Annotated in this window: 13 protein-coding genes; 7 read left to right on the forward strand and 6 right to left on the reverse strand. The window is 67.1% G+C overall.

What is annotated here, in order from left to right; translation table 11 throughout:
- Positions 1-432, forward strand: coding sequence for a M55 family metallopeptidase (locus tag ACIBI9_RS64255; RefSeq protein ID WP_397238406.1), 432 nt, complete (start codon positions 1-3; stop codon positions 430-432).
- 138 nt (positions 433-570) lie between these two features.
- On the opposite strand, the gene ACIBI9_RS64260 is transcribed toward ACIBI9_RS64255, so the two are convergent.
- The 5 genes from ACIBI9_RS64260 to ACIBI9_RS64280 all read right to left on the reverse strand — a co-directional run bounded on the left by ACIBI9_RS64260 (position 571) and on the right by ACIBI9_RS64280 (position 2,969).
- A complete protein-coding gene (locus ACIBI9_RS64260; protein ID WP_397238386.1) occupies positions 571-981 on the reverse strand; it encodes a DUF4158 domain-containing protein in 411 nt (136 codons plus the stop codon).
- 70 nt (positions 982-1,051) lie between these two features.
- The gene (locus ACIBI9_RS64265; RefSeq protein WP_397238388.1) at positions 1,052-1,534 is read right to left on the reverse strand and encodes a hypothetical protein; all 483 of its coding nucleotides are present in this window, start codon (positions 1,532-1,534) and stop codon (positions 1,052-1,054) included.
- Positions 1,535-1,570: 36 nt separating this feature from the next.
- Complete coding sequence (locus ACIBI9_RS64270) at positions 1,571-1,732, reverse strand: hypothetical protein (RefSeq protein ID WP_397238389.1); 162 nt, start codon at positions 1,730-1,732, stop codon at positions 1,571-1,573.
- Positions 1,733-1,747: 15 nt separating this feature from the next.
- Positions 1,748-1,981 carry a hypothetical protein gene (locus tag ACIBI9_RS64275; protein ID WP_397238391.1) on the reverse strand — a complete coding sequence of 78 codons (234 nt, stop codon included), beginning with the start codon at positions 1,979-1,981 and terminating at the stop codon, positions 1,748-1,750.
- Complete coding sequence (locus ACIBI9_RS64280; RefSeq protein WP_397238393.1) at positions 1,917-2,969, reverse strand: hypothetical protein; 1,053 nt, start codon at positions 2,967-2,969, stop codon at positions 1,917-1,919. The genes ACIBI9_RS64275 and ACIBI9_RS64280 overlap by 65 nt, the downstream gene beginning before the upstream one ends.
- A 261-nt stretch (positions 2,970-3,230) precedes the next feature.
- Between ACIBI9_RS64280 and ACIBI9_RS64285 the strand changes: the two genes are divergently transcribed.
- From ACIBI9_RS64285 to ACIBI9_RS64295, 3 genes are all read left to right on the forward strand, one after another.
- Complete coding sequence (locus ACIBI9_RS64285) at positions 3,231-4,610, forward strand: NAD-dependent epimerase/dehydratase family protein (protein ID WP_397238395.1); 1,380 nt, start codon at positions 3,231-3,233, stop codon at positions 4,608-4,610.
- Between the two features lie 507 nt (positions 4,611-5,117).
- Complete coding sequence (locus tag ACIBI9_RS64290) at positions 5,118-6,011, forward strand: DUF72 domain-containing protein (protein ID WP_397238397.1); 894 nt, start codon at positions 5,118-5,120, stop codon at positions 6,009-6,011.
- A gap of 277 nt (positions 6,012-6,288) precedes the next feature.
- Complete coding sequence (locus ACIBI9_RS64295; protein WP_397238408.1) at positions 6,289-7,266, forward strand: cbb3-type cytochrome c oxidase subunit I; 978 nt, start codon at positions 6,289-6,291, stop codon at positions 7,264-7,266.
- A gap of 25 nt (positions 7,267-7,291) precedes the next feature.
- On the opposite strand, the gene ACIBI9_RS64300 is transcribed toward ACIBI9_RS64295, so the two are convergent.
- Entirely contained in the window at positions 7,292-7,699 is a 408-nt protein-coding gene (locus ACIBI9_RS64300; RefSeq protein WP_397238399.1) for an STAS domain-containing protein, read from the reverse strand.
- Positions 7,700-8,250: 551 nt separating this feature from the next.
- On the opposite strand from ACIBI9_RS64300, the gene ACIBI9_RS64305 reads away from it, so the two are divergent.
- The 3 genes from ACIBI9_RS64305 to ACIBI9_RS64315 all read left to right on the forward strand — a co-directional run bounded on the left by ACIBI9_RS64305 (position 8,251) and on the right by ACIBI9_RS64315 (position 11,425).
- Positions 8,251-9,642 carry a sensor histidine kinase gene (locus ACIBI9_RS64305; RefSeq protein ID WP_397238400.1) on the forward strand — a complete coding sequence of 464 codons (1,392 nt, stop codon included), beginning with the start codon at positions 8,251-8,253 and terminating at the stop codon, positions 9,640-9,642.
- A 450-nt stretch (positions 9,643-10,092) separates the two neighbouring features.
- On the forward strand, positions 10,093-10,470 hold the full coding sequence (locus ACIBI9_RS64310) for an isoamylase early set domain-containing protein (RefSeq protein ID WP_397238402.1): 378 nt from the start codon (positions 10,093-10,095) through the stop codon (positions 10,468-10,470).
- 640 nt (positions 10,471-11,110) lie between these two features.
- Positions 11,111-11,425, forward strand: coding sequence for an STAS domain-containing protein (locus ACIBI9_RS64315; protein ID WP_397238404.1), 315 nt, complete (start codon positions 11,111-11,113; stop codon positions 11,423-11,425).
- Positions 11,426-11,713: the final 288 nt, after the last annotated feature.

Here is an 11,713-nt window from a genome sequence, read left to right on the forward strand (position 1 = left end):
CTGGTTTCGTGGGCCACCACGCCCGCGCGGGGGCAGCGGCTCTGTGCTCGCCCACACCATCGCCGACGCCATCCTCGACGTGCGCATCAACGGCAGCTCCCACGACGAGCTCGGGAGCAACACCCTGCTGGCGGCTCCTATGGCGCGCCGGTCGTGCTGGCCAGCGGCGACGACGCGGCGTGCATGAGTTCACCGCCCTGTTGCCGACAGCCTTACCGTGCCGGTCAAACGCGGGCTCGGCCAGCACGCGGCCGACACCTTGCCTCCGCAGGAGGTATGCGACAGGGCGCCAGCCACGCAGTCAGTCGGCGTGACGAGCATCGACCCGTTGCCGCCTCGCGTCCGCTCGACATCGAGGTCACTCTCCATCAGCCGCGCACGGCCGATCTGGGCGCCCTCATTCCCGGCATCGCCCGGACCGGACGCCCGTGACGTATGCTGCTGCGGACATGACGGCCGCCTATGGCCTGCTCCACTGCTCGCCCTGCTCACCCACAGCAGACCCTGAGAAGGCGGGACGGCATGTCCCCAGGCTGGCAGGGCCGGTTGGCTCCTTCTTGTCCTGGCGGGTCACATCACAGCCACAGTCGCCGGGCGCAGCGGTCTCCAGTCCCAGGTCAGCGCGGTGGCGCTGGTCCGGGCGGTGGGCACCATCTTGGCCGGCATCGTCACGCCCGGCCGTATCCTCTTGGCCGCCATCAGATAGTCGGTGGCGAGGTTGAACGGCAACGTGGGTGAGTCGTGTTCCACGGCACGGTCCAGCAGGAACTGCTCCAGCTCCTTCATCGCGGTGCTCCCTGCTGGAGCGCTCTTCCAGCCCAGATAGCCGGCCACGAACCGCAGATGATTGCTGCGTGTCTGCTCCCGCTGATCGTACTCGGCGAGAACGGCCGGATCCACTCCCAGCCGCTCAGCCAGGCGGGCCACGGCCACCTGCGGCGCCGAGTCCACCTCGTCCGGCACGAACCCCAGCCAGGGCACGTGGCGAGCTGGACGGCAAGGCCTAATCGGTCGGTCGGGCCCTGACCCCCGCCAGGTGCAGCGAGCCGTATCAGGCGCGGGCTTCGCTGTCGTCGGCAGTCTGCATGCCGAGCGCCAGGACGCCGGCCGCGGGCACGGACGCGAACAACTCCTCCAGCACTTTACGGCGTTCGATCAGCGGTTTGGCGATCATGTCGCGGCCGCATATCCGCAGCAGGTCGAAAACGACGTAGTGGCACGGCTGCGTCCGGGCCAGCTGCTCGGCCGCGCGGCGTCCGACGACCATGCGGTGCTGGAGCGCGGCGAAGTCGAGTCTGCCCGAGGACCAGCGCACGATCTCGCCATCCGCGATAGTGGCCGCGGGCAGATGCTTGAAGACGGCCCACACGACCTCAGGAAAGCGCTCGTTGAACCTGCTCCCGTGCCGTGACTGAAGATGCACATCCCGGTCGGAGTCGACGACTGCCAGACAGCGGAAGCCGTCCAGCTTCGGCTCGAACAAGAACTCTCCCGGTCGCCCCACCGGGAAGTGATCGACGCGCTTGGCGAGCATCGGGGCCATGACGCTGTGCAGACGCATGTCCCTCCCTCAAGCGACGCGGGGCGGCCCGCCGGGGGAGTGGTAGCGCCGCAGCCTGGAATGCGCGTGCGCCGGCCCGTCGCCACGACCGGCCTCGCTGATCGCGCCATCCAGCTCCCTCCAGGGCGACACCGTGACCACATCCGCCCAGACCCGCTGCCCCACGATCACGTCTTCCACACCTCGCTACGCCCACGCCGAACACCGCCGCCCGTCTGCGTCGACTGGGCACGATGCTCGTGGGTCTGCGTCAACGGTCTCCGGCCACCACGCGGCGGTGTTCAAGGAGACGTCGGCCGCGTCCGGGATGACCAGGCCGCCCTCGGTGCCGCTGTGCAGGTATCGCAGGACCTTGTCAGTCAGGCGCTCTCCCGGCAGTACGGCCGGAATGCCGGGCGGGTAGGGCGTGAGGAGTTCCACGGCGACGCGACCTGCTGCCTGCTGTCACGGAAGTGGTCGATTCTGGCAAAGAACGCATCACGGGGCACCATGGCCTGCTCCAGCCGCAACTCGCACGGCGAGGGATCTGCACGCGCGGCGGGGGCGGCAGCTCGGTTGCGGGCTTGCGGAGATCCTGCAACGCGTCAAGCAGCGTGCCGATCGTCTGGCTGTCATCGGCGTGGGTGAGCTGCACGCCGATGCGGCGGTGGTCGGCGAGGCCGACGTTGATCCGGTGGTGTTCGCGCAGCCAGTCGGCGATCTGGTAGCCGCCCGTCCCCAAGGCGCTCACGTCCACGACCAGCTGCAGCGGGTCGGCGTCGAAGGCACGCCCGGGACCGCAGAAGTCGTCGCGGCCATGCAGGTGCAGCCCCTCGATGGCCTCGATGTGCGAGCGTACATCCCCGGCCAGGGCGTCACCACCAGAGCGCCTCGCGCATCGGGATGCTCGTCGAAGGCGTCGGCGAACGCCTGCGGTGAGGTGGGGATGAGCCAGGTGCAGGTCCTCGTCCCATTGCGGCTCCACCCATACCGGGCAGATCCCGGACAGAATCAGGCCCGCCACCACGGATTTGTGGGCGTCCCTGCCGATCAGCAGCTTTTCGCGCGGCCCTGCCACCGACAACATCGCCGCCTTGACGGACAGGGAACTGCCGCAGGTGGAGAAGAACGTCTGTCCGGCGCCCACTGCGTCGGCCATCAACTGCTGGGCCTGCTCCAGGACTCCTCCGGAGGATGCGCGATCATCGAGCCCGCCGACCGCGAGGACGTCCGAGCGGAAGACCGCCTCGCCGAGCACCGCCCTGACCCGCGGATCGACGCCCCGGCCCTGCTCGTGGCCGGGCGGGGTGAAAGGCAACTGTCCGCTGTCGTGGTATGCCTGCAACGCTTGCAGGATCGGTGCCTGTGAATGATCCATGGGGCCGCACGTGCTCAGCCGGTACCCACGGAAACAAGCCGTCGTCTCCACCGGCCCAGGCCGGCGCCTCGCGGCCGGTGATGCCATGCGGCTCGGGACACGGATTCGACTCGATGTCGCGTCCACCGGCCGGTGATTGTCCCGCTATCTCGACGACTCGTGTTGCCGCCGCCGCGGTCCACCTCCACCTGATCGTCGGCGGATACGGTCTGAACGTGGCCGGGGATGGACGCGGCCCTGAAGAGGTCTTCCCGTGCGTGCTCGTGAATGCCGCGGGCTGGCGACGGCACGCTCTCTCGCCGATGATCCGCTGTGGTCATCCCGGTTCTCCATCTGGCACAAACACGCCTCACGCTGACCGCCGACGCGGTCGCAGCAATCCGTTATCTGACGTCAGAGCCGGAAATACCGCCAGACACCGGCCTGCGTATCGCATCGGCGTCTGTCGACGGTCCTGCCGCATCCCCTGAACTGTCGATCTCGGGTGGACCGCTCCCTCACGATGAAGTGGTCGAAGCAGGGGGCGTTCGCGTGTATCTCGAACCGTCCGTAGCGCCCCATGCGCCATGGCTCGTTCTCCCCTTGGCGCACCAGCAACGTGACCTGGGGTTTGACGCCTGGGCCGCCGGGCAGCGGGCGCGCATGCGTGTAGTCGTCATCGGCGCGACCGGCAACGTCGGCACCAGCGTCGTCTCCGCACTCGCCGCCGATCCCGGCGTCACCTCAATCCTTGGACTGGCGCGCAGGCTGCCAGATTGGCATCCGGACAAGACCGCGTGGCAGATGCTGGACGTCGCGACCGACGACCTGGCTCCGCACTTGCGAGGAGCCGACGCGGTCGTGCATCTTGCCTGGCTGTTCCAGCCGACGCGGAATCCCCGGACCACGTGGAGGGCCAACGCGCTGGGCAGCCTGCGCGTGTTCGACGCGGTGGCTCGATCGCAGGTCCCGGTCCTGGTCTACGCCTCTTCTGTGGGCGCCTACTCGCCCGGCCCCAAAGACACTCCTGTCACCGAGGACTGGCCGACGCACGGTTGGCCGATGGCGGCCTATGGGCGGGAGAAGGCGTACGTGGAGCGGGCGCTGGACGTGTTCGAGCGCGATCATCCGGCGGTCCGGGTGGTACGGTTGCGCCCGGGCTTCATCTTCAAGCGTGAGGCCGCCACCGAGCAGCGGCGACTGTTCGCCGGTCCTTTCCTGCCCCATCAGCTGGTGCGTCCAGGCCTGGTGCCTTTCGTACCGGACACGCCAGGGCTTCGTTTCCAAGCTTTGCACGCCGACGACGCCGCCCAGGCTTACCGGCTCTCGGTCACCAAACCGGTCTCGGGCCCGTTCAACATCGCAGCCGATCCGATCGTCGAACCACGCGTGCTGGCGGATCTGCTGGATGCGCGTCTCGTTCCGGCGCCGGAATGGCTGCTGCACGGCGCGGCAGCCGTCGCCTGGCACATGCGCCTGGTACCTGCCTCACCGGGTCTCCTCGAGATGCTGCTCCATCTGCCGATCATGGACACCACCCGCGCTCGTACCGAACTGGGCTGGGCCCCTGCCCACACCGCGGTCGAGGCCATCCAGGAACTCCTTGAAGGCACGCGCGCCGCGGCGGACATGGACACGCCCCCGCTGTCGTCTCGCACCAGTGGGCCGGGCAGAGTCCGGGAGTTCCTGACCGGAGTGGGACAGCGGGCCTGATCGAAGGGAAACCCTGGCCCACGCGTGGCCATCGCCATTACAGGTACGACACTGACGGGCTTCGCCCGTGCCCCTCAATCCTGTGCACGCACATCGCGCCCGGCCCTGGACATCCCGGAGCGTTGGGCCACGTGGATGTTCACCGACGGGCGCAATCCGGAGGAGGCGGTCACCCGCGCTCGGCGCGTGCCCCGCCGCGGGGAGAAAGAAGTCGTTCACCTGCCCGGCGTCCAGCCCGGAAGGGGCCGACCGCTGCTGGCTCGGCGCTTCCCGGGCGCGCCGAGGCGGCAGCGGAGCTGGTGGGGGCATGGGGTGCTGATCACCTCGGTTCCCCGTCACGGGCTCGCGGAGTCATGTGATTCACGGCTGAGCGGGTCCGCCAGTGTCTCGAGGCCGTCGGCAGAACCGATGCGTGCAGGCGGCCATGGCGGCCAGCGTGAGCAACGCTGCGGCGGTCGGCTGCGGGGCCGTGCGTCTCGATAGGGACGGTTCGGGTACGGGTCGGGCATGGGCCGCATCCTGGTGGGGACCGCTTCGTGGACCGACAAGACGCTGCTGGAGTCGGGGTGGTATCCCGACGACGTCACCTCCGCGCAGGAGAGGCTGGCCTACTATGCGAGCCGGTTCCCCGTGGTGGAGGTGGATTCGTCCTACTACGCACCACCCCCAGAGAGCACGGTCTCCCTCTGGCGCGACCGCACTCCGGCGGGGTTCACCTTCGACATCAAGGCGTTCTCGCTGCTGACCCAGCATCCGACCAAGCCGACGGCTCTGCCCAAAGACCTGCGGGACCGCCTTGGCGACACCAAGAAGAACCTCTACCTCCGCGACCTGGACCCGCAGGCCGTCGAGCAGATATGGGACCGGTTCCTGACGGCCCTGGCGCCGCTGCACGACTCGGGCAGGCTGGGCGCGGTCCTCTTCCAGTTTCCGCGGTGGTTTCCGATCGGCAAGCGCAACAAGCAGTACATCCTGGAGTGCAAGGCACGCTGCGATCCGTTGCGGATCTCCGTCGAGTTCCGGAACCACACCTGGATGAGCGAGGAGAACCAGGCAGAGACGCTGGATTTCCTCACCTCCTACGGGCTTCCGTACGTGAGCGTGGACATGCCTCAGGGTTACCCCGACTCCATCCCGCCCGTGCTCGCCGCCACCACGGACCTGGCCGTGGTGCGCTTCCACGGCCATTCGGCGAAATGGACCAGCCACGACGTCCACGAGCGGTTCGGCTATCTCTACAGCGAGAAGGAGTTGGGGGAGTGGGCGCCCCGGCTACGGCGGCTGGCCGATGGCGCCGACACGACGCACATTCTCATGAACAACTGCTACCGCGACAACGCACAGGTCAATGCCAGACAACTGGCTCGCCTGATCCCGCACGAAAAAGCCGAGGCCGAATAACCCCTTTCCTTGCAAAATTCGGCCGCAGATATGATCGAGCAACTCACATTTGCCCGCAACCGCATCTGCAGCCGATCCACGATTTGTCCAGATCCACCGCCGGTCAAGCGCTCAACCGCGTCCGACTGTCCTGAAAAGGCAATCGGCTTCTGTCGCGAAGCTCTCGGTCAACATCATCTGAACCCTAAACCAGCACGCCACGAAGTCACGCACAGGCGGTCGGCATGCAGCCAAGCACTGCTGTGACAGGCCTTGTCCCCGCCGGCATGCGCATCACATCGGCCGGATCGGCGCCGACTGGCTGTCGTCCATCGATCACAAGGTGATCGGTTACATGTATCTGATCGCCTCGTTCCTCTTCTTCGCGCTGGCCGGCATCATGGCGCTGGTCATTCGCGCCGAGTTGATCCAGCCCGGCATGGACCTGGTGAGTCAGGAAACGTACGACCAGCTGTTCACCATGCACGGCACGATCATGTTGCTGCTGTTCGCCGGGTTCGCCAACGTCATCATGCCCTTGCAGATCGGTGCACCCGACGTCGCCTTTCCCCGGCTGAACGCGGTCAGTTTCTGGCTGTTCCTGTTCGGTGGGAGGGAGATCGAACAGAACCTCCGCCATCAAGACCGCGCCTTCGCCTGGCGCATGGACGCGCTGAACACCGCCTCCGCCAGACAGGGGCCGCAACGCTTCGCCTGTCACACCACGCGCCACGAACTCGTATGCGTGTTCCTCGCCGTCGTCATCCTGACCGCGCTGTCGATGCTCTTTATCGTCACCGTCGGCCGCACCCGCATCCCACCGGCTACGCCGGTAGACACAGCAGTATCAGAGAACAGCACATTCACCTTCGTCTCCGAACTCACGGCCGGGATCTTCGGCGGGCAGGATCGACGCCCGCAGAGTCGGCGCACCGATGCGTCCTCACGTCGTGGACGGGTACCCGGCCGGACAACCCGCCCAGCCAGCATGGCCACGATGCGTCAGAACTCCTGTACACGAGGCGCCATGGCTCCGCAGCATCTGAGGTCTACCGGCGCTCCTACCTGGTTGTCCTCGCCAAAGGGCAAGTCCGACCCTGCACCTCGCCGGGAACGACGGGCCATCAGGCATGTTCGCACTGTTACGGACATGACGCGGCACACCGCGTACGGGAGCCGCGCGACTTTGGGTGATCGAGGCAAGGCCCCATGGCTCTTCGGCGGGTGCGCCGCATCTGGCTCAGCGCTCAGGACGGATCCCGCCACTCACCGGTAATCAGAACAATCGATGCACTGTACCGTTACGAAGCATTAGGAGGCGAAGTCCGGTCAGCCCCATGGGCCCATCGGGAAGCTGGTCGCCTGGCAGCGGTGGCCACGGCGAGTGCCTCCGCGAGGTTGCGGTGAACGTACAGATACCGCTCAGTGCCAGTGAGGCGAAGCAAACGGGCGGGCTCGCGCTGTAGCGCGACCAGCCGGACCGTGCCGCCGCTGCATCCCACCTTCCAGCGCAGGCGTAGCAAGGCGTTCAATCCGACGCAGTCCATGAACGGGGTGCCGGCCAGATCGATGACGACCTCATCGCCCGGCTGACAGGTGCGGCGGATGGCCTCCTCCACCTCGCCGGCGGTGGTCATGTCGAGTTCCCCACCGACGGAGATGACGGTGACACCCGGTAGGTGCTGTCGCCGGAAGGTGAGTCCGCCCACTCCTCCACGATAGTCCTGGTACGTACGGCTCCGGTGCGGCGAATCCACGTGATCGGTCTGAGGCACCGGGGCCGCAGAGACATCCGGCGTGGTCATGGTGGTCGAGAACCGGGCGCCCGCTGGGCGAAGGACCTGGACAAGCCATGCTTCCGCACCGGTGAGGCAGACCGGGGTGGAGGCGTGGTCCACGGCGGCCCCCTTCGACTTCGCCGGGGACGCTCTCGACGAGGCGATAGCTGAAGCGACTATCGAGCTGCGGGTACGCCAGGACGCGGGACGACCGTTGCGCGGTCCGCCTGGTCGCGCTGCGGCGCCAAGCCGCCCGTGTATTTCGCCTCACCGGTGCAGCGGTGCCGGTGTACATCGCAACCTCGCCGAGGTGCTCGCCACAGCCACCGCCTGACCGTTGTATGTCTGGTGTCCCCATGCCATGGGATGGGTGTTTCATGCGTCGGTGCTGACGTTTGCCACCTTTTGGTCGTCGCTCTTCTGTGAACCGGTAAGGAACAAAGGAGGTATCGCGGTGTCTCTGATCAGAGGGGGTGATCAGAGTGAGCTGGTGGCATCGTTATTCGATCAGGTGCCGCCTGGCCGTGGTGGCCGGCGCCGTCACGGCACTGCTGTGCACCGCTATGGCGGTGTTCATCGTGGTGATGGGCCGGCAGGCGGCTATCGACTACCGGACCGATCAGCTCTTCACCGGCGCCGTGAATCTTGGCGCTCAAATGCGCCAGCGCGTCCCCGATCTGACCGAGAGCGGCCCAGGGCAGGCGATCCAGGTGTTCAACCCGGTCGGCATCATGGTCACGGCCACCCGTGACATGTCGCGTAAGCCGCCGATGACCAACCTGCGCCCGGATCCCGATGCCTATGCCACCACCACCTCCTGCGACACAAGGGTCTTCCCCGACCGTTGCATGATCGTGCTCGCCTACCCGTTCCACCGCGAGGACGGCGTCTGGCAGCTGAACATGGCCGTCCCCGACGTCCCCTGGTACGTCGGCTCAGAGCTGATCATCCCACTCGCCATCGGCTGCGTGCTGCTGGTCGCGGTGGCTGTGGCCGGCAGCTATCGGATCGTGGGCAAGACGCTGCAGCCTGTGGACGCTATCAGCGGCAATCTGGCCCACATCACCACGTCTGGTGATCTACGTCACCGGGTGCCCGTGCCGAAATACCGCGACGAGCTGCGGACCCTGGCCGAGACCGCGAACCGGGCGTTGGAACGCGCCCAGACGGCGGTGGATCAGCAGCTCCGCTTCGCCTCCGACGCCTCCCACGACCTGCGCAGCCCCCTGACCGCCATACGTATCCGCATCGAGGAGGCGCTGATCGACCCGCACCAGGCCGACTGGCAGCGCACCGCCGACGCGCTCCTGGACAGCGTGGAACGCATGCAGGCCCTCATTCGCGACCTGCTCCAAGAAGCGCGGCTGGACGCCGGCGTCACCGGTCGCCACGAGCCGATCGATTTCACCGAACTGGTCGCCGGCGACCTGGAGCGCCGCATGGCCAAGACCGACCTGTGCCACCGCCTCACACCCGGCGTCATGGTGGACGGCTCACGGATCGAGCTGTCCCGGCTGCTGAACAACCTGCTGGACAACGCCGAACGGCATGCCGCCTCCGCCGTCACTGTCATCCTGACGCTGGATGCCGGCGTCGTGACGCTGGAGGTGAGCGATGACGGCGAAGGGATCGCCCCCGAGCACCGGGAGGCCATCTTCCAGCGCTTCACCCGCCTTGAAGCCTCCCGCGCCCGCGACCCCGGTGGCACCGGGCTCGGGCTGCCGATCGCCCGGCAGATCGCCCAAGCCCACGGCGGAACCCTGACCGCTCAGGACAGTCCCCGCGGGGCCCGGTTCGTGCTGCGTCTGCCCGAGCGCGCCACGCCTCGGCCACCATCGGGGTCAGCAGATCGGGGCGCGCCTTGGGATCTCTGATCGTGGAGACCGTCATTGCCTGAGGCTGGCGGCCTGCGGGGCCCCGTTCCGGCGCTGTTGAAGGCCCTGATCTCCGACAGAAACGGCGCGGTTCAGAGCCTGGCCCTGGCCCGAACCAAGAGCAACCCTGGCTTTGGTGTCCGCGAACAGGCATGACCGGGTTCTTGCCGATCCCCGGTGGTGCTCGGGGATGAAACAGATCATCGATCGACATTCCGCCGCCGACGGCACGTGGTTGCCGAACCCTCCGGTCATCTCTGCGCGTAAAGCGACCGGCATGTACAGATCAAGACGTGCTCGTCCGGCGTCGCGTTGAATTGGCCGTCCCGGCGCCGTGGGCGTGCAATGAGTGCGTTGGCGCACCCCTTGCCCGGGTTCTGTCGCCTTAACATCGTGCCGAGCCTGGCATGGGGGCATGGGGTGCGCCACGCGACGAGGGGAGCGAATATCGTGATCAGGCAGGGAGAGCCGACCGAGGACGGGCTGGTCGACGTCACCTTCACGCTGCCTCCCGACATTCCCGGACACGTCTCGGTGGTCGGGGATTTCAACCACTGGGACCCCTACGCCCACCCCATGCAGCGCAGCCAGTACGGTGCCCACACCGCCGTGATCGCCCTGCCGCAGGGCACCAGCATCTGCTTCCGCTACCTGGCCGAAGGCGGACACTGGCTGGATGACCCGGACGCCGACGCCCGTGACGAGCACGGCTGCATCGTGCATGTCTCGGCCGCCGCCAGCGGCAAAGGGAAGGACAGGCCCGGCGGCGCCACGCTGAACGGCCACCGGCCCCGCGCCGCCGCGCCCCAAGGAAATGCCGCGACGTGAACGCCTGCCGCGAGGCCGGGCAGATGCGCACCGAATGATCGGGTGGCGTCTACGTAGAAGTCGCTTCGGTCGGGCTCTCCAGCAGCGGCAGCACCCGCGACTGCTCGCCGTTGTCCAGGCCGTCGGCGGTGAGTGAGTGGCCGGGCTAGAACCGTTCGGTGAACGGCGCCCGTACGCCCTCGCGTAATTCCTTTGCCGCTGCGGCCAGGTCGTGTTTGCGGCGGGCCAGGGGCATGCCCTTGGAGTCCTACTTGAGGATGACCGGCGGCGGAAGGTTCCGACCAGGTCCTTGGCGCCCGCCTCGGCGGGCCACTCGCCGTCGATGACGCCGGGCAGGACGCTGACGTCGTGCCCGGCGACCATGGTCGCTGCGGCCGTCTTGTGCATCGCCTGGGTGCTGCACCGGCACCCCGGACCCGGTGCCGGACAGGGGTCGCAATGCTCCACCAGGCCTTGGCGGTGCGTGGCTGGGCCTGGCCGTCCAGCCGTGCACGTTGCCGTGGTTGGGGTTCATGCCTGACGGCATGTGGGCCGCGGCGGAGCTTTCACGGTCAGAAGTGCCAGGGCGTAGTGTCAATAGATGTGGCAACTCGCAAGGGGCTGCTCCGTTACGTGGACCACATCAACGGAGGGGTTTTCGATGAACACACTGGACCTGCGTCTGGTCGTCCATGCCCCTGCCGGCGATCTGATTCTGGACGGTGACCTCGACCTATCCTCTTCGCCGCTTCTGCAACCACTCGTGGACACCGCCCTCGAGAAGGGCTGCACCTGTCTCACCGTCGACACTGCCGGCCTCCATTTCTGCGACTCCACCGGGCTGCGGGCCTTGCTTCAGGCACAGGGGTGTCTTGTCGCCGCAGGCGGCAGCATGAAGCTGGCCCATGTGCACGGCATGTTGCGCAGGGTCTTGGACGTGACCGGTCTGTCGAAGGCTTTCACGACCTCTCCGTGACCGGCATCAGACGTTCTCGCCGCGAGTGTGGTGACGCCGGTGATTTCGTCGACGGATTCTAGCACCAGGCGTCGGTCTCTTTTGGTACGACTTGGCGCTCGGCTGTCCATGGTCTGAAGGAAGTTTTGGCACCGCATGACATCCATTGCTCAGGATGAGGGCGTGGCAGAGATCTCAAGGGCTTGTGAGGGTTTTGAATCGCCCCGGTTTCGGTGGAGACTTGATCTCTTGAGAGGATCGAGTCCATGCCAGGTAAGTCTCCCTACCCCGCCGAGCTGCGCCGTCGAG

This window comes from Nonomuraea sp. NPDC050451, from assembly GCF_044458585.1.